Genomic DNA, 22,286 nt, shown 5'->3' with positions numbered 1-22,286 from the left:
CGACGGCATCGAGGCGGTCGGGGCGCCCGGCGGGCCGGACGACGGACGGAACGGGCACGGCAGGCAGGAGCGAGGACTGTGAGCGAGTCCGTGGGGCCGGGTGCGCCGGGCATGACGGCGGCGTCCGCGTTCGCCGGCATGCGACGCGTGTCCCCGGTCGTGTTCAAGGCGGGCTGCCCGGACTGCCGGGGCCGCTTCGAGCTCGCCGCGAGCGCCCTGCGCCTCGCCATCGGCGCCACGAGCCGCACCACGTTCTACTCGTTCACCTGCCCCGAGTGCGGGTCCGCCGTGCGCAAGCCGGCGGGGGAGCGGGTCGTGGAGCTGCTCACCGGCGGCGGGGTCAGGACCCTGCGGCTGCACTCCACCGTCTAGGCTCGGCGTCATGTTCTGGCCGATGTTCGCGGTTGCCGTGGGTTTTCTGGGTCTCGCCGTTCTCGCGGTGTTCGCCGTGAAGGTGTTCGTGGAGGCGGAGCGCCTGGGCCGGCAGGTGACGGACTCCGCCGACCGGATCAGCCGGGCGGCGGAGGACCTGGAGCGGGCGACCGGGAGCGCGGCCCGCGCCGTGGACGCCCTGTGAAGGCCTGAACGCCCGGCTCGAACGCCCGGCCGGGACCCGATGGGCCCATGCGGGTTGCGTATTGGGACACTTTGCCCTGTCACCCCGCAGGTCCCTGAAGGTACGCTGCTGGTCGCGACCCGGAAAACGAGGCCCGGTCGCGGACGGGAGTACGCACGGGGATTGCCTCACGTTTACCCCTGAGCGTTACGATCGCTGCACAAGACGATCGATCGGACACATGTCCGACCGGTCGGACAGCACCCCCACCCAGCCGCCTCGGTGAGAAGGTAAAGACTTATGTTCGGAAGGCTCGGCGCCCCCGAGATCATTCTCATCCTCGTCGTCATCATCCTGCTGTTCGGCGCGAAGAAGCTTCCGGACATGGCGCGCTCGCTTGGCAAGTCGGCGCGCATCCTCAAGAGCGAGGCCAAGGCGATGAAGAGCGAGAGCAAGTCCGACGACTCCGCTCCCACCGATCCCCCCAACTCCGAGCAGGCCGCGGTGAAGCGCACCATCCAGGCCGCCCCCGGCGACGTGACCAGCTCCCGTCCGGTCACCGAGCCGACGGACACGACCAAGCGCTGACGCAGGGCCGGTGACCTCCGGCCCGCCGCACGAGATGGGAATGTGGGTTGCTGAAGCCTGCCCGCAACAAGGAGAGGGATCCCGAGGGGCGGATGCCCCTCGCGGAGCACCTTCGTGAGCTCCGCAACCGGCTCGCGAAGGCGTTGTTGGCCATCGTCGCCGTCACTGTGGTCGCCGCTTTCTTCTATCAGGAGATCATCAACGTCCTCACCGAGCCGATCCTCGATTCGATCGGCTGTGAGAAATCGTTCGCGGAGCTGGCCCAGGCCGAGGCCGGCGCGGAGCCGTGCGCGCAGATCACCATCAACGGTCTGCTCGGCCCCTTCACCCTGGCTCTGAAGGTGTCCCTGACGGCCGGCATCGTGCTGGCCTCCCCGGTCTGGCTCTACCAACTGTGGGCGTTCGTCGCCCCGGGCCTGCACAAGAGCGAGAAGAAGTACGCCTACGCGTTCGTCGCCACCGGTGCGCCGCTCTTCCTCGTCGGCGCCTACTTCGCCTACGCGGTGCTGCCCACCTCGGCGAAGGTGCTGATCGAGTTCACGCCGAGCGACGTCGACAACCTGCTGCCGCTGGACGAGCTGCTCGACCTCGTCACACGCATGGTGATCGTCTTCGGTCTCTCCTTCGAGCTGCCCCTGCTGCTGGTCATGCTCAACCTCACCGGAGTGCTGACCGGCAAGCGGATGCTCGGCTGGTGGCGCGCCATGATCATGGGCATCACGCTGTTCGCGGCCATCGCCACGCCGAGCACCGACCCCCTGACGATGATCATGCTGGCCGGACCGATCTGGGTGCTGTACTTCGCCGCGGTCACCATCTCCCTGCTGAACGACCGTCGCAGAGCCCGCCGCGAGGCCCTGGAACCCGACGACGACGAGGCGTCCGAGCTGGACGTCACGCCCGACGACATCGGCGAGATCGAACCCGTCACCACGGCCCGCGCCCTGCCCGAGCAGACGACGAAGGACCGGGTCAACGGCTACGACGACGTGACCTGAGCCGGGTGGGGCGGTGACGGTACGCGTCGCCGCCCCCGGAAATCTCCCGCCGCGTCCCCCACGGAATCTCCACGCGATCCCGCACAGGACCGATCCCGATAATGATCGTCCTGTTGTCAGTGCGGCCCGGTACGCTCGAAAGCACGATGACAGAGGATCTCTCACCGGCCGAGCGGTACGCGGCAGCCCGCCAGCGCGCTGCCGAGCAGGCCACCGCGCTCGCCACCTTCCGCGAGATGTACGACTTCGGCCTCGACCCCTTCCAGATCGAGGCCTGCCAGGCGCTCGAGGCGGGCAAGGGTGTGCTGGTCGCCGCGCCCACCGGCTCCGGCAAGACGATCGTCGGCGAGTTCGCCGTCCACCTCGCCCTCCAGCAGGGCAAGAAGTGCTTCTACACGACGCCCATCAAGGCGTTGTCGAACCAGAAGTACGCCGACCTGTGCCGCCGCTACGGCGCGGACAGGGTGGGCCTGCTCACCGGAGACAACAGCGTGAACTCCGACGCCCCGGTGGTCGTGATGACCACCGAGGTCCTGCGGAACATGCTCTACGCCGGCTCCCAGACCCTCCTCGGACTCGGCCACGTGGTCATGGACGAGGTGCACTACCTCTCCGACCGCTTCCGCGGCGCCGTGTGGGAGGAGGTGATCATCCACCTCCCCGAATCGGTGACCCTGGTGTCACTGTCGGCCACCGTGTCGAACGCGGAGGAGTTCGGCGACTGGCTCGACACCGTGCGCGGCCACACCGAGGTGATCGTCTCCGAGCACCGGCCGGTGCCGCTGTTCCAGCACGTGCTGGCCGGACGCCGGATGTACGACCTGTTCGAGGAGGGCGAGGGCCACAAGAAGGCCGTCAACCCCGACCTCACGCGCATGGCGCGTCTGGAGGCGAGCCGCCCGTCCTACCAGGACCGCAGACGCGGCCGTGCCATGAAGGAGGCCGACCGGGAGCGCGAGCGCCGGCAGCGCTCCCGCGTCTGGACGCCGGGCCGGCCCGAGGTCATCGAGCGCCTGGACGCCGAGGGCCTGCTGCCCGCGATCACCTTCATCTTCAGCCGCGCCGCCTGCGAGGCCGCCGTCCAGCAGTGCATGTACGCGGGCCTGCGGCTCAACGACGAGGACGCGCGGGAACGGGTCCGCTCCCTGGTCGAGGAGCGCACGTCCTCCATCCCGACCGAGGACCTGCACGTCCTGGGCTACTACGAGTGGCTGGAGGGACTGGAGCGGGGCATCGCCGCCCACCACGCGGGCATGCTGCCGACCTTCAAGGAGGTCGTCGAGGAGCTGTTCGTCCGCGGACTGGTCAAGGCCGTCTTCGCGACCGAGACCCTCGCCCTCGGCATCAACATGCCCGCCCGCTCGGTAGTGCTGGAGAAGCTCGTCAAGTGGAACGGCGAGCAGCACGCCGACATCACCCCCGGCGAGTACACCCAGCTCACCGGCCGGGCCGGGCGGCGCGGCATCGACGTCGAGGGCCATGCCGTCGTGCTGTGGCAGCGCGGCATGAACCCCGAGCACCTCGCGGGACTGGCCGGTACGCGCACGTACCCGCTGCGCTCCAGCTTCAAGCCGTCGTACAACATGGCGGTCAACCTGGTCGAGCAGTTCGGCCGGCACCGTTCGCGAGAGCTGCTGGAGACCTCCTTCGCGCAGTTCCAGGCGGACAAGTCGGTCGTCGGCATCTCCCGCCAGGTACAGCGCAACGAGGAAGGGCTGGAGGGCTACAAGGCTTCCATGACCTGCCACCTCGGCGACTTCGAGGAGTACGCGCGGCTGCGTCGCGAGCTGAAGGACCGGGAGACCGAGCTGGCCCGGCAGGGCGCCAGCCAGCGCCGCGCCGAGGCCGCCGTGGCGCTGGAGAAGCTGAAGCCGGGCGACGTCATCCACGTGCCGACGGGCAAGTACGCGGGCCTGGCCCTGGTGCTGGACCCGGGTCTGCCCGCCGGCCGGTCCAACGGCCACCGCGGCTTCGAGCACCACGACGGGCCCCGCCCGCTGGTGCTGACAGCCGAGCGGCAGGTCAAGCGGCTTGCGTCGATGGACTTCCCGGTACCGGTCGAGGCGCTGGAGCGGATGCGGATCCCGAAGTCCTTCAACCCGCGCTCGCCCCAGTCCCGCCGGGACCTCGCCTCCGCGCTGCGCACCAAGGCCGGGCACATCCCGCCGGAGCGGGCCCGCAAGAAGCGCTCGCAGGCCGCCGACGACCGGGAGATCGCCCGGCTGCGCAAGGACATCCGCGCCCACCCGTGCCACGGCTGCGACGACCGCGAGGACCACGCCCGCTGGGCCGAGCGCTACCACCGGCTGCTGCGCGACACCTCCCAGCTGGAGCGCCGGATCGAGGGCCGGACGAACACCATCGCCCGTACCTTCGACCGGATCGTCGCGCTGCTGACGGAGATGGACTACCTGCGCGGTGACGAGGTCACCCAGCACGGCAAGCGCCTCGCCCGGCTCTACGGCGAACTGGACCTGCTCGCCAGCGAGTGTCTGCGCGAGGGCGTCTGGGAGGGCCTCTCCCCGGCCGAGCTGGCCGCCTGCGTCTCCGCGCTGGTCTTCGAGTCCCGGGCCGCCGACGACGCCATGGCGCCGAAGCTGCCCTCGGGCAAGGCCAAGGCCGCGCTCGGCGAGACGGTCCGTATCTGGGGCCGCCTGGACGCCCTGGAGGAGGACTTCCGGATCAGCCAGACCGAGGGCGTCGGCCAGCGCGAGCCCGACCTCGGCTTCGCCTGGGCCGCGTACATGTGGGCGTCCGGCAAGGGCCTCGACGAGGTGCTGCGCGAGGTGGAGATGCCCGCCGGCGACTTCGTGCGCTGGTGCAAGCAGGTCATCGACGTCCTCGGCCAGATCTCGGCCGCCGCGCCCGCCGAGGGCTCGACGGTCCCGAAGAACGCCCGCAAGGCGGTCGACGAACTGCTGCGCGGGGTGGTCGCCTACTCGTCCGTGGGCTAGCCCCGCACCTCGAAACGCTCGGAGGCCCGGCGGAACACCGCCGGGCCTCCGAGCGTTTCGAGGTGCCTTCGGCGCCTCTTTCCCTCATTACGGGGAGTGACATTCGCACGCCCATTCGCGACTACGCAGGGTGTTCGATTAACTCCCAAGCGTGCAAATGGGTCCGAGGCTACTCCAGTCCCGGTGCCCGTTTCAGGTGCTTGCTGAATATGACACGGCGATGATCCCCTCGGACTAAGCTCGCCCGCAGCGCACCGAGTTGAGGGGAAATCGCGCGCTTGTTCCCAATGCGCCGAAGAGCCCGACAACTCCCAGAGATACCCCGCCGCAAGCTCCCCCATCCCCGCCGATTCGTTTTCAGAGGGCCTACATGGTGAGTGTTGATTCCCCTCCAGGTCGCCGCGAACTTCCCTACGCGCGAACGCTGTTGCTGCCGGCCATACTGATGGCCGCGGCCACCGGGGCCGCCGTCGCCCTGGTGACGGAACCGGCCCGGCTCGCCGTCGGCCTGTGCGGTGCCGTCGCCACCCTGCTGGTGATCACCGCGGCGGCCGAAGCGGTACGCCGCGGCCGCGCGCTACGGGTCCTGCGTGCCGAGCACGCCCGTCACAGCGCGTATCTGGAACGCCGGGCCGCGAGCCATCACGAGGAGATGGTCCGGCTCGGCGGCGAAGTCCTGCCCAACGTCCTGGACTTCATGCGCCGGGGGAGTACACCCCACGAGGTGATGCGCCGTCTCGGCGAGATCGACCCCTCCTACACCGAACTCGGCGAGCCCCAGCGCAAGATGATCCGCATGGTGTGCGACATCGTCGACCACCAGGACTCCATGCGCGAATCCGCCGAGCGTTCCTTCGTCGACATCGCCCGCCGCGTCCAGGCGATCGTCCACCAGCAGAACAAGGAACTCCGCGAGATGGAGGAGGACCACGGGCGCAACCCCGAGGTCTTCGACGACCTCCTGCGCATCGACCACGGCACCGCCCTGATCGGCCGCCTCGCCGACTCGATCTCCGTCATCGGCGGCGGCCGGCCCGGTCGCCAGTGGCCCAAGCCGGTGGCGCTCTACAGCGTGCTGCGCGGCGCCATGTCCCGGATCCTGGAGTACCGCCGGATCAACCTGGCCTCCATCGCCAAGGTCAACATCAAGGGCACCGCGGTCGAGCAGGTCATCCACGCCGCGGCGGAACTCCTCGACAACGCCACCCGCTACTCGCCGCCGGGGTCCAAGGTCCATGTCACCGCGACCGAGGTGCAGAGCGGTGTCTGCATCGAGATCGAGGACGCCGGCGTCAGCCTCAGCGAGGAGTCCCGCGCCCGTATCGAGGGACTGCTGGAGCACGCCAAACGCGGCACCGACGTGCAGGACCTCGCCCACCACCCGCGGCTGGGCCTGTCGGTCGTCGGCCGGCTGTGCACGCAGTACGGCATGGACGTGTCCCTGCGGGCCTCCGCGTACGGCGGTGTCCGGGCCATCCTCATCGTGCCGAGCAAGATGATGACCACGGAGCCCGGAGTCGGCCTCGCCCACGGCATCGGTGCGGCGTCGATCCCGCAGCCGGGCCCGGACGCCCTCCCCGGACCCAAGCGCACGCCCAAGAAGCGCCGCCCCACCAGCCCCCGTATCCCCGACACGGTCTCCCTGGAGGACGACGTTCCCGAGGTGACCGAGTGGACGGCGGGCGGCCTCCCGCAGCGCCGCAGCCGGGTCAAGATGCCGCTCAGCCAGCGCCTCGCCGAACAGGCGGTCTGGGAGCGGGAGGACGCCGAGCGCGAGGCCCGCCAGGCCGCCGAGCGCGCCCGGAACGGCTTCCCGGCGGAGCCGGAGCCCGAGCCGGTGAAGGACGAGGGGCTCCCGCCGGGGCACTTCATCGGGGCCTTCTGGGAGGGCCTCAAGCAGCACACGGGCAGCACTCAGGCCCACCAGCAGTCCAGCAGCAACGAGCCGGCCCACGCCCCGGCAGACGACGAGGGGAACCTCAAGTGATCGAGCAGCAAGGCAAGTTCGACTGGATGCTCCGTGATCTGTACGACGGCGTTCCGGGCATCGAGATGATCGTGGTGCTCTCCGCCGACGGCCTGCGCATCGCCCGCTACTCCGGGGACCCGGACGCCGCCGACCGGGTCGCCGCGGCCTGCGCGGGCCTGCAGAGCCTGGCGAGCGCCGTCAGCCAGGAGATCCCGACCAGCGACGGCGACATGAAGATGGTCCTCATCGAGATGAACGGCGGCTACTTCTACCTGATGGCCGCCGGACCCAACGCCTACCTCGCCGTGCTCTCCGACGTCTGCTGCGAGCCCGGCCGGATGGGCCTCAGCATGGCCGACCTGGTCGCCCGCATCGGGCCCCATCTCACCAGTCCCGCCAGGCGCAACGGGCAGACCGTATGACTCCTCCCCAACGCCAGAGGCGATCTCCCGGGCAGGAGCCGTACGCCGCGTCCTCCGCTGCCGGACCGCCCAGCAAGGACGACGGGACACCCAACCCCGAGCGGCTGTTCGTCATCGGCGGGGAGGGCGGCGGCGAGCGCGCCGACATCGATCTGGTCACCCTGATCGTGGCCCGCGCCGACCCTCCGGTGTCCGCCACACCCGAACAGGCGGCCCTGCTGCGGCTGTGCGCCGCACCCCTGTCCGCAGCAGAGCTGTCGGCCTACCTGGGCCTGCCGTTCAGTGTGGTGACCGTGCTGCTCACCGACTTGCTGGCGACGGAACTGGTGCAGGCCCGCGCCCCGGTCGTCCGCCAGAAGGTCGCCGACCGAAACCTCCTCGAAGCGGTGATGCATGGACTTCAAAAACTCTGACACGATCCCGGGCCCACGGACCGAGGACCGGCTTCCGCACACGGCCGAGGCCGCCGTGAAGATCGTCATCGTGGGCGGCTTCGGGGTCGGCAAGACCACCATGGTCGGTTCGGTCAGCGAGATCAGGCCGCTGACCACCGAGGAGACGATGACCCAGGCCGGCATCGGGGTCGACGACAACTACGGTTCCGCCTCCAAGACGGCCACCACGGTGGCCATGGACTTCGGTCGCATCAGCATCACCGACCAACTGGTGCTGTACCTCTTCGGCACGCCCGGCCAGGAGCGCTTCTGGTTCCTGTGGAACGGCCTGTTCGAGGGCGCCCTCGGCGCGGTGGTACTCGTCGACACCCGCCGCCTGGACGTCAGCTTCGACGTCATGGGGCGCTTGGAGGAGCGCGGCGTGCCCTTCGTGGTCGCCGTCAACACCTTCCCGGACGCGCCCCGTTACCCCGTCGCCGAGCTGCGGGGCGCACTCGACCTGGCCGAGGAGATCCCCATCCTCGACTGCGACGTGCGGCGCCGGGCCTCCAGCCGGGACGTCCTGCTGACACTGACGCGCTTCCTGCACTCCATCGCGATGAAGGGCCCGCTCGGCTGACCCGGCGCGGCCGACCGGCCTCCTTCAACCACACCCCTGACCGACACTTCTGCTGCGGAGCGACACTGTGACGCCTGAACGCCACTCCCTGACCGGAACGGGCGACCCCCTGCTCGAACCGCCGCCCGGCTGCCCCGCGCACGGCCTCGGACCGGGCGGACTGCACCGGCTGCACGAGACGGAGGACCTGGAAGAGCTGTACGAGAAGCTGCGCGAGCAGCACGGGCCGGTGGCGCCGGCGCTGCTCCACGACGACGTACCGATGTGGGTGGTCCTCGGGCACGCCGAGAACCTGCACATGGTGAGCACGCCCGCCCAGTTCTGCCGCGACAGCCGGATCTGGACGCCGCTGAACGAGGGCATGGTCAAGCCGGACCACCCCCTCATGCCGCACATCGCCTGGCAGCCCATCTGCTCCCACGCCGAGGGCGACGAGCACAAGCGGCTGCGCGGAGCGGTCACCAGCGCGATGTCCGACATCGACTACCGGGAACTGCGCCGCCACATCAAGCGGTACACGCAGCGCCACGTCAACCGGTTCTGCGAGGAGGGCCGCGCCGACCTGGTCAGCCAGTTCGCCGAGCACCTGCCGATGGGTGTGATGTGCCATCTCCTCGGCATGCCGGACGAGTACAACGACCGGATGGTCGAGGCCGCCCGCGACACCCTCAAGGGCACCGAGACGGCGATCGCCAGCCACGCCTACGTCATGGACGCCCTGGACCGCCTCACCACCGCCCGCCGGGCCAACCCCGAGGACGACATCGCCGGGCGCCTCGTCACCCACCCGGCCGGGCTGACCGACGACGAGGTCAGGGAGCACCTGCGGGTGGTCCTGCTGGCCGCCTACGAAGCGACCGTGAACCTCATCAGCAACGTGCTGCGCGTGGTGCTCACCGACCCGGGCTTCCGCGCCCAGCTCAGCGGCGGCCAGATGACGGTGCCCGAGGCGGTCGAGCAGTCCCTTTGGGACGAGCCGCCGTTCAGTACCGTCTTCGCCTACTTCGCCAAGCAGGAGACCGAACTGGGCGGTCAGCGCATCCGCGCGGGCGACGGGCTGCTGCTCGGCATCGCGCCGGGCAACGTCGACCCGCGCATCCGACCCGACCTGGACGCGAGCATGCAGGGCAACCGCGCCCACCTCGCCTTCGGCGGCGGCCCGCACGAGTGCCCCGGCCAGGACATCGGGCGTGCCATCGCCGACGCCGGGATCGACGCGCTGCTGATGCGGCTGCCGGACGTCCAGCTCGCCTGCGACGAGGACGAACTGCGGTGGCGGTCGTCTATCGCGTCGCGGCACCTGGTGGAACTGCCGGTGTACTTCGAGCCCAAGGCGCAGCAGGACATCAGGCAGCAGCCGAGCCACGCCCCGGCCCCGGAGCGGCGCACCGCCTGGCACGTCGGCATCCCCCGGCCGGAACAGCGGCCCGAGCCACAGGTCCCCTCGCAACCGCCGGTGCCGGTGTCGGTGACGGCCGCGCAGCCCCAGCCGGTGCCGGAGCAGCCACGCCCCCGCGGTGCCTGGCAGCGCTTCCTGCTCTGGTGGCGCGGCTACTGACCGCCGGCGGCCCAGTCCTCGTACGCCGTCCAGGCAGCGAGGGACCGTTCACTGCGGAAGCGGTGCTCCCGCCCCGTGACCGGATCGGTGAACCCCAGCTCCCGCGCCAGCAGTTGCAGCGGGCGCCGGAAGTCGCCGGCCGGTACGGGGTCGGTCACCTCGGGGTAGAGCGGGTCGCCGAGGATCGGCACGCCGAGCGCGGTCATGTGGACGCGCAGCTGGTGGGTCTGGCCGGTGCCGGGCACCAGCCGGTACCGGCCGAGGCACGGGTCCGGGCGGTGCTCGATCAGCTCGACGCGGCTCACGGCGTTGGCCTCGCCCTCGATCTCCTGGGCGGCCAGCACCCCGCGTTCCTTGAGGATTCGGCTGCGCACGGTCCGGGGGAGGACGAGCTCTGGATCGTACGGGGCCACGGCCTCGTACTCCTTGCGCACCAGCCGGTCGCGGAACAGGCCCTGGTACGCGCCGCGCTCCTCGGGGCGCACCGTGAACAGGACCAGTCCGGCGGTGAGCCGGTCCAGGCGGTGAGCGGCGCCGAGCGCCGGGATGCCCAGCTCCCGGCGGAGCCTTGCGAGCGCGGTCTCGGTGACGTGGCCGCCGCGCGGGGTGGTGGCCAGGAAGTGCGGCTTGTCGGCGACGACGATGTGCTCGTCGCGGTACACGACCTCCAGGGGGAAGGGCACGGGCACCTCGGCCGGCAGGTCGCGGTGGTACCACACGAACATCCCGGGCTCGTACGGCGCGTCCTCCGGTACGGCCCGCCCGTCGGCGCCGACGAACAGCCCGGCGTCGAACATGCCGTCGACCACGCCGGCGCCCGCGCGGGCCAGCCGCTCCGTCAGGTGTTCCCGCACCGTGGACCACGGCCCCTCGGCGGGCAGCCGCACCCGCACCGCGTCGATTCCGTCGCGCTGCGGGAGGGGCGAGGGTGGGAGCGGGGTGCGGCGTCTCATCGCCTGCCAGCGTACGAGGCGGTGACCGGCGCCGCGAAACCGCCTGGCCGCCGGCCGGTCGCGGTTGGCAGGATGCGGCCCGTGCCCTACCTGACGCGCCCGGTCCTCCCCGCAGGCTCTCTCTCCCGTACCCCGCAGCCCACGGTCCCCACCGGCGACGGGCTGGTGCTGCGCCCGTGGTGCGCCGGGGACGCGCCCGCCGTGCACGCGGCCTTCCAGGACCCGGTGATGCACCAGTGGCACATCCGCACCGCCGACTCCGAGGAGGAGGTGCGCGGCTGGATCACCGAGTGGCAGCAGGGCTGGGCCCACGAACGCAACGCCCAGTGGGCCGTCGCCGACGAGACCGACGACCGGCTCCTCGGCAGGGTCGCCCTCCGCGAGGTCACGCTCGGCGACGGGGTGGCCGAGGTCGCCTACTGGACCACGGCGGCGGCTCGCGGCAGGGGCGTCGCGGCCCGCGCCACGGACGCTCTCGCCCGCTGGGCCCTGGACGAGATCGGCTTCCAGCGACTGGAACTCACCCACTCCGTCGCCAACGAGGCCTCCTGCCGGGTCGCCCTCAAGGCACGCTTCGCCCCGGAGGGCACCAAGCGCCGCGCGCTGCTCCACTCCGACGGCTGGCACGACATGCACCTGCACGCCCGCGTACGCGGCGACTGAGCCGCGCCCTCGCCGGGCGATACGGGCGGCACGTAGTGGGGGCGGGGGAGGGGTGGGGTGGCGTGGCCGGCGCGACACCGCGCGCTGTACGCGGGGAGTGCGTCGGCCCGGGCCGACGCTGCGGTGCCCGCGCGTGTGCGTACGACCGGCCGATGGGCACGGGCTCGGTCACGCGGCGGAATGGTGGTGGCGAGCTGGGGCAGCCGCCGGGCGGTGGGCGCCGGCTGGGTCCCGCGCCCGGGCGGTGGGCGCCTGCTGGGTCCCGCGCCCGGGCGGTGGGCGCGTGCTCGGTTCCGCGCCCGGGCGGCGGGCACGGGCCCGGTCACGCGGCCAGGGAGGGGCGGGCCTGGTCACGCCGCTGGGGCCGTGCCCTCCTGTTCTGCCTCGACGCGTGCGTTCCACTCCCGCTTCGAGGCCTGCCAGCCGTCCTCGTTGTGGCCGAGGCGCCAGTACCCGGAGATGGAGAGGTCCTCGCGGGGGATCTCGCGTTCCACCCGGAGGAACCCCCGGAGTTCCTTCACGCAGGCCGCCTCGCCGTGGACGAAGGCGTGCACCCGGCCCTCGGGGAAGTCCAGGCCGCGCAGGGCCTCGACCAGGGCCTGGCCCACCGGACGGTCGCCGCGGTGCAGCCAGACGACGTCCACGTCGGAGTCGATCTTCTGCTCCTCCTCGGGCCCGTCGACCTCGATGAAGGCGAATGCGCGGGCGCCGTCGGGCAGTGCCTCCAGGGACCGGGCGATCGCGGGCAGCGCGCTCTCGTCACCGGCGAGCAGGTGCCAGTCGGCGGCGGGGTCGGGGGCGTAGGCGCCGCCGGGACCCATGAAGTGGACGGTCTCGCCCGGCTGGACGCGCTGCGCCCAGGGGCCGGCCAGACCCTCGTCGCCGTGGATCACGAAGTCCAGGGTCAGCTCGCGGAGCTCCGCGTCCCAGTGGCGCACCGTGTACGTCCGGGTCACCGGCCACTGGTCGCGGGGGAACTCCTCGCGGATCCGTTCCACGTCGAAGGGCTCTGGATAGGTCGCGCCCCCGGCGGGGAACAGCAGCTTCACGTAGTGGTCGGTGCAGGTGTCCGCCGGCAGCCCGGCGAGTCCCTCGCCGCCGATCACCACACGCTGCATGTGGGGGGTCAGCCGCTCGGTACGGACGACCTGTGCGGTGTGCGGCTTGCGCGGCTTGCGTCCCGGACGGTCTGCCATGTCGGCCTCCCTGCTCCCTGCGTGAGGGTTCCCTGACTTAGGTATACCTAAGTTACCATCCCCGTGTGCGCCAAGTACGGCTTCCCCTCGTCGGGGCTCCGATGCGCCGGATGGGCATCGCCTGCCCGGGCCGCACGGTTCAGGCGCCGAGTGTCGTCAGCAGCCGCTGCAGTGATCCGCCCAGGCCCCAGCGGGCCGCCAGTCCGTCCAGCGCCGCGGCGTCGCGCGGGGCGTGCGGCAGCGCGGTGTCGACGTCCGGCAGCGGGACGTCGCCTGCCACCCGGACGACTTTCGGGGCGACCGCGAGATACGGCGCCGCCTCGGTCAGCCGCTTGCGCTGCGTCGGCGTGAGCTTCGCCCTCGGGTCGTCGACGGCGGCCTGGATCCCGGCGAGGTCCCCGAACTCGGCGAGCAGCTTGGCCGCCGTCTTCTCGCCGATGCCCGCCACGCCCGGCAGGCCATCGCTCGGGTCGCCCCGCAGCAGCGCCAGATCGGCGTACCCGCGGCCGTCGACGCCGTACTTCTCGCGCAGTGCCGCCTCGTCGGTGAGGTGGAGCGTGCCGACGCCCTTGACCGGGTAGAGCACGCGCACGCCGCGGGCGTCGTCGACGAGCTGGTAGAGGTCCCGGTCGCCGGTGACGATGTCGACCGGGCCCGTCGCCCGCGCCGTGTACGTGCCGATGACGTCGTCCGCCTCGTACCCGGCCACGCCGACACGGGCGATGCCGAGCGCGTCGAGGACGGCCTCGATGACCGGCACCTGCGGCGAGAGCGTGTCGGGCACCTCCTCGGTGTCCGGGCCCGTCGGGCGCTCCTCGGCGACGCGGTGCGCCTTGTAGGAGGGGATGAGCTCCACGCGCCAGTGCGGGCGCCAGTCGGCGTCCATGCAGGCGACCAGGTGGTCGGGCCGGTGGTCCTTCACCAGGCGGTCGATGAAGTCGAGGAGCCCGCGCACGGCGTTCACCGGCGTGCCGTCGGGGGCCTTCACGGAGTCCGGCACGCCGAAGTAGGCGCGGAAGTAGAGGGAGGCGGTGTCGAGAAGCATCAGTCGTCCGGTCACGCCTCGCATCATGCCGCAGGCCATGTGGCGAGGGGGTGGAGGGCGTGTGAACTGGGTCACTCAAATGTTTGGGTCGGGACGATCAGGGCAGGCGCGCACCCGGGTCAAAGCTGGTTGATGCTTTCAACTGTTAGCGAGTCTTCGTATCTACGACTGCTCGCATCGGCGAGTCTGCGCATCGGCGAGTCTTCACGTCCCTGTCCCTGCCCCCGATGCAAGAGGTAAGCGTGTCAGCCAGACTAGAGGCCGAAAACCTGTACAAGGTCTTCGGCAGGAAACCGGACCAGGCGGCCGAACGGCTGCGTCAGGGAGCCGACCGGGAGGAACTGCGCGCCGACGGCACCACGGCCGCCGTCATCGACGCGTCCTTCACCGTGGAGCCCGGCGAGATCTTCGTGGTCATGGGGCTGTCCGGGTCCGGCAAGTCCACGCTGCTGCGCATGCTCAACGGTCTGCTGGAGCCGACCGCCGGGCACGTCCGCTTCGGTGGTCAGGACCTGACGGAACTCGGCGACCGCGGACTGCGCGAGGTCCGCTCCAGGAAGATCAGCATGGTCTTCCAGCACTTCGCGCTCTTCCCGCACCGCAGCGTCCGTGACAACGCTGCCTACGGTCTTGAAGTGCAGGGCGTGCCCCGCGCCGAGCGCGAGCGCCGCGCCGACGAGGCGCTCGCCCTGTGCGGCCTGGCCGGCTGGGAGAAGTCCTGGCCGGACGAGCTGTCCGGTGGTATGCAGCAGCGCGTGGGCCTGGCCCGCGCCCTCGCCACGGACGCCGATCTGCTGCTCATGGACGAGTCCTTCAGCGCCCTCGACCCGCTGATCCGCCGCGACATGCAGGACCAGCTGCTCGAACTGCAGAAGACCCTGAAGAAGACCATCGTCTTCATCACGCACGACCTCAACGAGGCCATGCGCCTGGGCGACCGCATCGCCGTCATGCGGGACGGCCGGATCGTGCAGATAGGCACCGCGCAGGACATCCTGATACGTCCCGCCAACGACTACGTCGCCTCCTTCACCCAGGACGTCGACCGCTCCCGCGTACTCACCGCCCGAGCCGTCATGGAGACCGAGCTGCGCGGCGACGAGGCCGACTGCGCGTGCGACACGGCCACGCCCGAGACGTCGTTCACCGACCTGTGCGCCATCAGCGCGCGCGTGCCGCACCCGGTCGCGGTCGTCGACGACGGCGACCTCGTGGGTGTGGTCCCCTCCCGCCGCCTCGTGGGCTTCCTGGGCGACGAGCAGGCCGAGGTCGGCACCTGCGACTCCCCGCGCGACAAGGGTCCCGAGAAGGTGATGGCCCGTGCCTAGGATTCCGCTCGGCGACTGGGTCAACAGCGCCGTCGACTGGCTGCTCGGACACGTCGCGTGGCTCTTCGACTTCCTCAAGACCGTCTTCACCGGCACCTACGACGGCATCAACGCCGTCCTCCAGGCGCCCGAACCGCTGCTCCTCGTCGGCATCTTCGCGATCATCGCCTTCTGGCTGCGCGGCACGGTCGCCGGTGTTCTCACCTTCCTGGGATTCGCGTTCATCGTCTCCATGGAACTGTGGGAAAACGCGATGATCACCCTGGCGCTGGTGCTCGTCGCCACCCTGATCGCGCTGGTCGTCGCGGTGCCCGTGGGCATCTGGGCGGCCCGCTCGGACCGGGTCAGCGGCGTCGTCCGGCCGGTGCTGGACTTCATGCAGACGCTGCCCGCGATGATCTACCTGATCCCGGCGATCCTGTTCTTCGGCACCGGCGCCTCCGCGGGCATCGTCGCCACCTTGATCTTCGCGCTCGCCCCGGGCGTGCGCATGACCGAGCTGGGCATCCGGCAGGTCGACAAGGAACTGGTCGAGGCCGCCGAGGCCTTCGGCACCACCCCCCGCAACACCCTGCTGCGCGTCCAGCTCCCGCTGGCGCTGCCCACGGTGATGGCGGGCGTCAACCAGGTCATCATGCTCGGCCTGTCCATGGCCGCGATCGCCGGCATGGTCGGCACCGGCGGCCTCGGCGGTGACGTCAACGAGGCCATCGGCCAGCTCAACGTCGGCCTCGGCTCCGAGTCCGGCATCGCCATCGTGATCCTCGCGATCTACCTGGACCGCATGACCAGCGCTCTGGGCACCCACGTCTCGCCGCTGGGCCGGCGCGCCGCGGCCCGGGCGCGTGCCGCGAGCGGCATGAAGATCTGGTCCTACCGTCCCCGTCCGCAGGTCGCCGTGATCGGCGTCGTGATCCTGGCCCTGGTGGCCGGCGGCATGGGCATGTTCGGCGGCTCCGGCGACTCGGAGACCGTCGCCGACGGCAAGAACGTCGGCAAGGGCAAGAAGGTCTCGCTCGGCTACGTCCCGTGGGACGAGGGCGTCGCCTCCACCTTCCTGTGGAAGGAGATCCTCGAACAGCGCGGCTACGAGGTGGAGGCCAAGCAGTTCGACGCCGGGCCGCTCTACACCTCCCTCGCCCAGGGCGACATCGACATCGTCACCAACTCCTGGCTGCCGACCACGCACGAGCAGTACTGGAAGAAGTACGGTGACCGGCTCGACGACCTCGGCTCCTGGTACGACGAGACGTCGCTGGAGCTGACGGTCCCCGCGTACATGAAGGACATCAACTCGCTGGCGGACCTCAAGGGCAAGGCCGGCCTCTTCGACGGCAGGATCACCGGCATCGAGTCCAGCGCCGGTGAGATGGCCCTGCTGAAGAGCAAGGTCCTCAAGGCGTACGGCCTGGAGAAGGAGTACAAGGTCGTCGACAGCTCCACCCCGGCGATGCTGGCCGAGCTGAAGCGGGCGATGAGCAAGAAGGAGCCGGTGGTCGTCACGCTCTGGTCCCCGCACTGGGCGTACAACGACCTCGACCTGAAGAAGCTGAAGGACCCCAAGGGCGCCTGGGGCGCGGGTGACGGCGTGCACACGCTGTCCCGCAAGGGCTTCGCCGGCGACGACCCCACCACGGCCAAGTGGCTCAAGGACTTCTCGCTGACCGAGAAGCAGCTGACCAGCCTCGAGGCCGAGATCAACAAGGCCGGCAAGGGCAACCAGCAGGACGCCGTCCGCACCTGGCTGGACGCCAATCCGGGCCTCGTCGACAAGCTCGCCCCGGTCGAGGGCGGCGCCGGCGCCACCCCGGCCGAGGCGAAGCGCCCGCTGGACATCGCCTGGTTCCCGTGGGACGAGGACATCGCCGTCACCTACCTGTGGAAGAACGTCCTGGAGCGGCGCGGCTACAAGCTGAACCTGAAGCAGATGGACGTCGGCCCGGTCTACACCGGCCTGGCCTCCGGCGACCTCGACCTCAACTTCGACGCCTGGCTGCCCTACGCCCAGAAGAACTACTGGGACAAGCACAAGAACAACCTCACCGACCTGGGCACCTGGTACGAGCCGACCTCCCTGGAGATCGCCGTTCCCTCGTACGTGAAGGACGTCAAGTCCCTCGCGGACCTCAAGGGCAAGGCCGACCTCTTCGACGGGAAGATCATCGGCATCGAGCCCGGCACCGGTGAGATGCAGCTCCTCAAGGACGAGGTCATGCCGGGCTACGGCCTGGAGGACGAGTACGAGGTCGTCGACGGCTCCACGCCGGCGATGCTTGCCGAGCTCAAGCGCGCTCTGGCCAAGAAGGAGCCGGTCGCGGTCACTCTCTGGTCGCCGCACTGGGCGTACAGCGAGTACGAGCTGACCAAGCTGAAGGATCCCAAGAAGGCCTTCGGTGAGGGCAACACGATCCGCACCATCTCCAGCAAGAAGTTCCCCGAGCAGTACCCGCGGCTCACCGAGTGGATCAAGGACTTCCACATGAGCGAGGACGAGCTCGGCAGCCTGGAGGCGGAGATCAAGAACCGCGGTCAGGGTCAGGAGGAGGAAGCCGTGGCGGCCTGGCTGGAGGAGCACCCGGACATGGTCGGGCGGATGACCCCGCAGTAGCGGTACCGGCCGAGCAGCAGTACCGGCCACCCCTCGGGTCGTACCGAGCCCGGACACGGTAGGGATTTGGACAACCACGGAGCGCCAACCCCCCGCCTGAGCATCGCCCCGCCGGGGCGTGAGGGGCCAGCGGGAACATGCGGGGCCCGCCACGCCTTGAACCGGTAAGGCGTCCGGCGCGGCGAGCGAGCCGCCCTTTCGGTGGCGAGAAATGTGAGGTCGCGGCCACCGCACCGTGACGTCGATGTGACGGCCGCATGAAACGGTTTGCCGAACATGCGTAGGGTGCAGAGAACTCATCAGGAGTACGGCGCCCGGACCGGGCGGCCGCGGCGGCACCGCGACGGGTGAAGGAGGGAGCCGGAGCGATGGGCGACCACAAAGATCAGCACCTTCGGGTGGGCGCGGCCGTACGGCGGCGGCGCCGGGCCCTCGAACTCACTCTCGCCGTCGTGTCCGAGCGCAGTGGCCTGTCCGTGCCCTTCCTGAGCCAGATCGAGAACGACCGGGCGCGGCCCAGCCAGAGTTCCCTGGAGAAAGTGGCCGACGCCCTGCGCACCACCGCCGTGGAACTGCTCGCCGCCGCCGACCCCGCGTGCAGCGTCGACGTCGTCCGGGCCGAGGACCCCGATCCGGAACTGGCGCCCAAGGTGCGCTCGCTGGTGCGCGGACACCACCAGATGCACGCCTCCGAGTTCACCGGCGACCACGACGCGGGCCGTGAACTGCAGTACCGCAACGACCAGTTGATGTTCGTCACCGAGGGCGCCGTGGAGATCGAGGCCGAGGGCCGTGCCTACCGGCTGGGCCGCGGCGACACGCTCTACCTCACCGGCGGGGTGCGGCACCGGTGGCGGGCCACGGTGCCCGACACCCGGCTGATCGTGGTCGCCGTCGCCGAGCACATCGAGGCGGTCCGGGAAGGGCCTCGCCGGTGAGGACGCGCCGGTGAGGGTGGTCTCCCTGGTGCCGTCGCTGACCGAGGCGGTGGCCCGCACGGTTCCCGGCGCCCTCGTGGGCGCAACCGACTGGTGCACGCACCCGGCCGGCCTCGACGTCGCACGCGTCGGCGGCACGAAGAACCCGGACACCGAGCGGATCGTCGCCCTCGCCCCCGATCTGGTGGTCGCCAACGACGAGGAGAACCGCGCTCCCGACCTGGACGCCCTGCGCGCGGCGGGCGTCGAGGTGCTGGTGACCGACGTGCGCACGGTGCCGCAGGCGTTCACCGAGCTGGACCGGGTACTGACCGCCTGCGGCGCGCCGTCCCGGCCCCGGTGGCTGGACGCCGCGGAGACGGCCTGGTCGGACCTGCCGTCCCCGTCCCCGGGGCAGCGGCGTACGGCCGTGGTACCGATCTGGCGCAGGCCATGGATGGTGCTGGGGCGCGACACCTTCGCGGGTGACGTGCTCGCCCGCCTCGGCGTCGACCACCTGTACGCCGGTCACGCCGAGCGCTACCCGAAGGTTCCGGTCGAGGAACTGCGGGCGGCCCGCCCGGAGGTCGTGGTCCTGCCCGACGAGCCGTACCGCTTCACCGCCGCCGACGGCCCGGAGGCCTTCCCGGGCCTGCCCTGTGCCCTCGTCGACGGGCGGTACCTCACGTGGTACGGGCCGTCGCTGGCCGAGGCGCCCCGGGCGCTGGGCGCGGCCCTGCGAGCAGCGCGCCGCTGACCACGCCGCGGGCGGTGTGCACGGCGGCGACGGCCCAGGCGGCGACGAGGCCGGCGTACAGGACGACGGTGAGCCCGTCGTAGACGGCGAGCCCCGTGCGCCGGGCCAGCGCCTCCGCCCCGGTGACACAGGTGCCCACCGGGAAGGTGAACGACCACCACGTCATCGAGAAGCCCATGCCCTCCCGGCGGGCCCGCACGACGTGCGCGGCGGCGAGACACAGCCACATCAGCGCGAAGCCCATCACCGGCACGCCGTACAGGACGGCGAGCACCCCGAAGCCCTCGGCGTACGGGCCCGGAACGACTCCCGGGGCCACGTCCGCGAACTTCCCCACGGCGGTGGTCGACTGCCCGAGGGGTCCCAGCACCAGGAACAGCGACGGGGTGAGCGCGAGCGGCAGCGGACCGCCGGTGAGCAGCCGGCCGAAGATCACCGGCAGGGTCACCAGGGTCGCGAACAGACTCACCCCGAACATCGCGACACAGGCGAGCAGCAGCGTTTCCCGTGGCTGCCCCGGCGGGAGGTGCGGGACCAGCAGCGGTCCGACGGCCGCGGACACCATCGGCGCGACGAGCGGCAGCAGCCACACGGGACTGGCCTGCCCCGGCTCCGTCCGGTGGCGTACGGCCATCAGGTACGGCACGGCCACCGCCGCCGCGAGCCCGACGACCGTACCGGCGGTGAACAGCACGGCGTCCAGGGCGACCGCGGCGGAGGTGCCGAGCCAGTCCCGCCCGACGGTCAGGGCGCCGCTGCCCACGGCCAGCAGAGCCATCGCCAGGCACCCGTAGAAGGGAGCCGCCGCCGGGTCGAGGAGCTGGGCGCGGGCCTGGTCGCGGTGGTGGAGCCAGTGCAGGGAACGGGCCACCAGCAGGACCGCCAGCAGGACGAGGGACAACGCCCAGACCGCGGTGCAGACGGCGCGCAGTCCGGGCACCTGCCAGGGGAGCGCGGCTCCCGCGGTACCGACGATGGCGGTGCCCATGACGCAGGCGTACCAGTTGGGTCCGAGGTGACGAACGGCCGGGACACGCCGGTTGGGGACGGCGGGAGGGGACAAGGGCTGGGCTGCGGTGACCATGCGTCCACGGTCTCGGTGGCAGACGGGCCTGACCAGGGACCGTGTCCCTATGAGGGCATAAGCTGGGGTTATGAGCAGCGGTACGGGCGGTACGGAGGGCGGTCAGGACACACCGGGGCGGCACACGGCGGGCTCGCTGGCGCACCGGGTACCGGATCTCGGGGCGCTGGAGCTGCTGCTGGCGGTGGCGCGCCTGGGCAGCCTCGGCGGGGCGGCGCGCGAGCTGGGCATCACACAGCCGGCCGCCAGCAGCCGCATCCGCTCGATGGAGCGCCAGTTGGGTGTCGCCCTGGTGGACCGTTCGCCGCGAGGTTCCCGGCTCACCGACGCCGGCGCGCTGGTCACGGACTGGGCGCGCCGTGTCGTGGAGGCGGCCGAGGCGTTCGACGCGGGCGCGCAGGCGCTGCGGGACCGGCGGGACTCGCGGCTGCGGGTGGCGGCGAGCATGACGATCGCCGAGTACCTGCTGCCGGGCTGGCTGGTCGCGCTGCGCACCCAGTTGCCGGACACGGCGGTGTCGCTGCTCGCCGGGAACTCCACGGCGGTGGCGGAGCGCCTGCTGGCCGGTGAGGCCGACCTGGGGTTCGTGGAGGGGGTGAGCGTCCCGGCGGGCCTCGACTCGGCCGTCATCGCCCGTGACCGGCTGATCGTCGTGACCGCACCGGGCCACCCGTGGGCCCGTCGCCGGCGCCCGCTCGCGGGGGCGGAACTGGCGGCGACCCCGCTGATCCTGCGGGAGAAGGGCTCGGGCACCAGACAGGTCCTGGACGCGGCCCTGGGCGGGCTGGCCCGCCCCCTGATCGAACTGTCGTCGACCACCGCGGTGAAGGCGGCGGCCGTGAGCGGCGCCGGCCCGTCCGTCCTCAGCGAACTCGCCGTCGGCGAGGAACTCACCACCCGGCGCCTGGTGAGCGTGCCCGTGGCGGACGTCGCCCTGGCCCGCGACCTCCGAGCGGTATGGCCCACGGGCCACCGCCCGACGGGCCCGGCCCGGCAGCTGCTGTCGCTGACACGGGCGTAGGCCCGGCGGTGGTCCCGCGCCGGGCGGTGGTCCCGCGCCGGGCGGTGGTCCCGCGCCGGGCGGTGGGCCCGCGCCGGAGCGGTGGGTCAGGCCGGTCCCGACGCCTCCACCAGCGCCCGCATCACCCGTACGTCCTCGCCCATCTCCGGGTGCCACTGCACGCCGAGGACCCAGCCCGGTCCGGACGGCAGCTCCAGGGCCTCCACGGTGCCGTCCGCCGCGTGGGCCGACGCGGTGAGGCCCGCGCCGATCCGGTCCACCGCCTGGTGGTGGTACGTCGGCACGAACATCTCCTCGGGTACGACGGAGGCGTACAGCGTCCCCGGCACCGGCTTGACCGGGTGCCCGCCGAAGACGCCCACCACCTCGGCGTGGCCCTCGATGTGCTGGACGAGGGTTCCGCCCAGGGCGACGTTGAGCAGCTGCATGCCCCGGCAGACGCCCAGCAGCGGGACGCGCGCGGCCAGGGCCGCCTCGATGAGCGCCAGCTCCCAGGTGTCCCGGGCCCGGGCGGGCGGGCCGGTGCGCGGGCCGGGTTCGGCGCCGTAGCGGACCGGCTCCACGTCCGGTCCGCCCGCGATCACCAGCCCGTCGAGGCGGGCGACGGTGGCCGCGGCGTGCTCCGGCGCGTCCGGCGGCAGCATCGCGGCCAGTC

The 22,286-nt window shown here is 71.5% G+C and carries 21 protein-coding genes; 16 read left to right on the top strand and 5 right to left on the bottom strand.

Going from position 1 to position 22,286, the window contains the following annotated elements:
- The first annotated feature begins 78 nt into the window (after positions 1–78).
- The 10 genes from EBH09_RS06715 to EBH09_RS06670 all read left to right on the top strand — a co-directional run bounded on the left by EBH09_RS06715 (position 79) and on the right by EBH09_RS06670 (position 10,059).
- On the top strand, positions 79–372 hold the full coding sequence (locus EBH09_RS06715) for a hypothetical protein (protein ID WP_193776141.1): 294 nt from the start codon (positions 79–81) through the stop codon (positions 370–372).
- A 10-nt stretch (positions 373–382) separates the two neighbouring features.
- The gene (locus EBH09_RS06710; protein ID WP_121746019.1) at positions 383–577 is read left to right on the top strand and encodes a hypothetical protein; all 195 of its coding nucleotides are present in this window, start codon (positions 383–385) and stop codon (positions 575–577) included.
- Positions 578–856: 279 nt separating this feature from the next.
- Positions 857–1,144, top strand: coding sequence for a Sec-independent protein translocase subunit TatA (tatA, locus tag EBH09_RS06705; RefSeq protein ID WP_121746018.1), 288 nt, complete (start codon positions 857–859; stop codon positions 1,142–1,144).
- Positions 1,145–1,191: 47 nt separating this feature from the next.
- Positions 1,192–2,142 carry a twin-arginine translocase subunit TatC gene (gene tatC / locus EBH09_RS06700; protein WP_121746017.1) on the top strand — a complete coding sequence of 317 codons (951 nt, stop codon included), beginning with the start codon at positions 1,192–1,194 and terminating at the stop codon, positions 2,140–2,142.
- Positions 2,143–2,243: 101 nt separating this feature from the next.
- The gene (locus tag EBH09_RS06695) at positions 2,244–5,096 is read left to right on the top strand and encodes a DEAD/DEAH box helicase (RefSeq protein WP_121746016.1); all 2,853 of its coding nucleotides are present in this window, start codon (positions 2,244–2,246) and stop codon (positions 5,094–5,096) included.
- A 370-nt stretch (positions 5,097–5,466) separates the two neighbouring features.
- Positions 5,467–7,083, top strand: coding sequence for an ATP-binding protein (locus EBH09_RS06690; protein WP_121746015.1), 1,617 nt, complete (start codon positions 5,467–5,469; stop codon positions 7,081–7,083).
- Positions 7,080–7,487 carry a roadblock/LC7 domain-containing protein gene (locus tag EBH09_RS06685; protein WP_121746014.1) on the top strand — a complete coding sequence of 136 codons (408 nt, stop codon included), beginning with the start codon at positions 7,080–7,082 and terminating at the stop codon, positions 7,485–7,487. Before EBH09_RS06690 ends, EBH09_RS06685 begins: the two co-directional genes overlap by 4 nt.
- The gene (locus tag EBH09_RS06680; RefSeq protein WP_121746013.1) at positions 7,484–7,900 is read left to right on the top strand and encodes a DUF742 domain-containing protein; all 417 of its coding nucleotides are present in this window, start codon (positions 7,484–7,486) and stop codon (positions 7,898–7,900) included. Before EBH09_RS06685 ends, EBH09_RS06680 begins: the two co-directional genes overlap by 4 nt.
- Positions 7,881–8,501 (top strand): ATP/GTP-binding protein, encoded by a 621-nt coding sequence (locus EBH09_RS06675; RefSeq protein ID WP_121746012.1) that lies wholly within the window; start codon positions 7,881–7,883, stop codon positions 8,499–8,501. The genes EBH09_RS06680 and EBH09_RS06675 overlap by 20 nt, the downstream gene beginning before the upstream one ends.
- A gap of 67 nt (positions 8,502–8,568) precedes the next feature.
- The gene (locus EBH09_RS06670; protein WP_121746011.1) at positions 8,569–10,059 is read left to right on the top strand and encodes a cytochrome P450; all 1,491 of its coding nucleotides are present in this window, start codon (positions 8,569–8,571) and stop codon (positions 10,057–10,059) included.
- On the opposite strand, the gene EBH09_RS06665 is transcribed toward EBH09_RS06670, so the two are convergent.
- Complete coding sequence (locus EBH09_RS06665) at positions 10,053–11,012, bottom strand: RluA family pseudouridine synthase (protein WP_121746010.1); 960 nt, start codon at positions 11,010–11,012, stop codon at positions 10,053–10,055. The genes EBH09_RS06670 and EBH09_RS06665 overlap by 7 nt on opposite strands.
- Positions 11,013–11,084: 72 nt before the next feature.
- Between EBH09_RS06665 and EBH09_RS06660 the strand changes: the two genes are divergently transcribed.
- Positions 11,085–11,675 carry a GNAT family N-acetyltransferase gene (locus EBH09_RS06660; protein ID WP_121746009.1) on the top strand — a complete coding sequence of 197 codons (591 nt, stop codon included), beginning with the start codon at positions 11,085–11,087 and terminating at the stop codon, positions 11,673–11,675.
- A gap of 350 nt (positions 11,676–12,025) precedes the next feature.
- Here EBH09_RS06660 and EBH09_RS06655 read toward each other — a convergent pair whose 3' ends face one another.
- Complete coding sequence (locus tag EBH09_RS06655) at positions 12,026–12,871, bottom strand: siderophore-interacting protein (protein WP_121746008.1); 846 nt, start codon at positions 12,869–12,871, stop codon at positions 12,026–12,028.
- A 139-nt stretch (positions 12,872–13,010) separates the two neighbouring features.
- Positions 13,011–13,955 (bottom strand): 5'-3' exonuclease, encoded by a 945-nt coding sequence (locus EBH09_RS06650; protein ID WP_193776140.1) that lies wholly within the window; start codon positions 13,953–13,955, stop codon positions 13,011–13,013.
- Between the two features lie 203 nt (positions 13,956–14,158).
- Here EBH09_RS06650 and EBH09_RS06645 point away from each other — a divergent pair, with 203 nt between their 5' ends.
- The 4 genes from EBH09_RS06645 (at position 14,159) to EBH09_RS06630 (ending at position 19,526) form a co-directional block, all read left to right on the top strand.
- Positions 14,159–15,244 carry a glycine betaine/L-proline ABC transporter ATP-binding protein gene (locus tag EBH09_RS06645; RefSeq protein ID WP_121746007.1) on the top strand — a complete coding sequence of 362 codons (1,086 nt, stop codon included), beginning with the start codon at positions 14,159–14,161 and terminating at the stop codon, positions 15,242–15,244.
- On the top strand, positions 15,237–17,852 hold the full coding sequence (locus EBH09_RS06640) for an ABC transporter permease/substrate binding protein (protein ID WP_121746006.1): 2,616 nt from the start codon (positions 15,237–15,239) through the stop codon (positions 17,850–17,852). The genes EBH09_RS06645 and EBH09_RS06640 overlap by 8 nt, the downstream gene beginning before the upstream one ends.
- 368 nt (positions 17,853–18,220) lie before the next feature.
- Complete coding sequence (locus EBH09_RS06635; protein ID WP_121746005.1) at positions 18,221–18,790, top strand: XRE family transcriptional regulator; 570 nt, start codon at positions 18,221–18,223, stop codon at positions 18,788–18,790.
- A 10-nt stretch (positions 18,791–18,800) separates the two neighbouring features.
- Positions 18,801–19,526 (top strand): helical backbone metal receptor, encoded by a 726-nt coding sequence (locus EBH09_RS06630; RefSeq protein WP_121746004.1) that lies wholly within the window; start codon positions 18,801–18,803, stop codon positions 19,524–19,526.
- Here the strand turns inward: EBH09_RS06630 and EBH09_RS06625 are convergent.
- On the bottom strand, positions 19,453–20,610 hold the full coding sequence (locus EBH09_RS06625; RefSeq protein ID WP_121746003.1) for a TDT family transporter: 1,158 nt from the start codon (positions 20,608–20,610) through the stop codon (positions 19,453–19,455). The two genes, EBH09_RS06630 and EBH09_RS06625, sit on opposite strands and share 74 nt — an antisense overlap.
- Before the next feature lie 70 nt (positions 20,611–20,680).
- Between EBH09_RS06625 and EBH09_RS06620 the strand changes: the two genes are divergently transcribed.
- Entirely contained in the window at positions 20,681–21,631 is a 951-nt protein-coding gene (locus EBH09_RS06620) for a LysR family transcriptional regulator (protein ID WP_121746002.1), read from the top strand.
- Between the two features lie 86 nt (positions 21,632–21,717).
- Here the strand turns inward: EBH09_RS06620 and EBH09_RS06615 are convergent.
- On the bottom strand, positions 21,718–22,286 hold a 569-nt coding region (locus EBH09_RS06615), incomplete at its 5' end, for a gamma-glutamyl-gamma-aminobutyrate hydrolase family protein (protein ID WP_153182615.1).

The organism is Streptomyces sp. E2N166 (genome assembly GCF_003671715.1).
GTDB classification, from domain to species: Bacteria; Actinomycetota; Actinomycetes; order Streptomycetales; family Streptomycetaceae; genus Streptomyces; species Streptomyces thinghirensis.
The sequence above is the reverse complement of the archived record's forward strand: the minus strand, read 5'-3'. Positions and strand labels throughout refer to the sequence as shown.

Excerpts from the sequence above, each read along its gene's own strand:
- EBH09_RS06680 (WP_121746013.1), top strand. The coding sequence starts at position 7,484 with ATGACTCCTCCCCAACGCCAGAGGCGATCTCCCGGGCAGGAGCCGTAC.
- tatA (WP_121746018.1), top strand. The coding sequence starts at position 857 with ATGTTCGGAAGGCTCGGCGCCCCCGAGATCATTCTCATCCTCGTCGTC.
- EBH09_RS06695 (WP_121746016.1), top strand. The coding sequence starts at position 2,244 with ATGATCGTCCTGTTGTCAGTGCGGCCCGGTACGCTCGAAAGCACGATG.
- EBH09_RS06660 (WP_121746009.1), top strand. The coding sequence starts at position 11,085 with ATGCGGCCCGTGCCCTACCTGACGCGCCCGGTCCTCCCCGCAGGCTCT.
- EBH09_RS06620 (WP_121746002.1), top strand. The coding sequence starts at position 20,681 with ATGAGCAGCGGTACGGGCGGTACGGAGGGCGGTCAGGACACACCGGGG.
- EBH09_RS06650 (WP_193776140.1), bottom strand. The coding sequence starts at position 13,955 with ATGGCCTGCGGCATGATGCGAGGCGTGACCGGACGACTGATGCTTCTC.
- EBH09_RS06625 (WP_121746003.1), bottom strand. The coding sequence starts at position 20,610 with ATGGTCACCGCAGCCCAGCCCTTGTCCCCTCCCGCCGTCCCCAACCGG.
- EBH09_RS06710 (WP_121746019.1), top strand. The coding sequence starts at position 383 with ATGTTCTGGCCGATGTTCGCGGTTGCCGTGGGTTTTCTGGGTCTCGCC.
- EBH09_RS06690 (WP_121746015.1), top strand. The coding sequence starts at position 5,467 with ATGGTGAGTGTTGATTCCCCTCCAGGTCGCCGCGAACTTCCCTACGCG.
- EBH09_RS06635 (WP_121746005.1), top strand. The coding sequence starts at position 18,221 with ATGGGCGACCACAAAGATCAGCACCTTCGGGTGGGCGCGGCCGTACGG.
- EBH09_RS06655 (WP_121746008.1), bottom strand. The coding sequence starts at position 12,871 with ATGGCAGACCGTCCGGGACGCAAGCCGCGCAAGCCGCACACCGCACAG.
- EBH09_RS06665 (WP_121746010.1), bottom strand. The coding sequence starts at position 11,012 with ATGAGACGCCGCACCCCGCTCCCACCCTCGCCCCTCCCGCAGCGCGAC.
- EBH09_RS06675 (WP_121746012.1), top strand. The coding sequence starts at position 7,881 with ATGGACTTCAAAAACTCTGACACGATCCCGGGCCCACGGACCGAGGAC.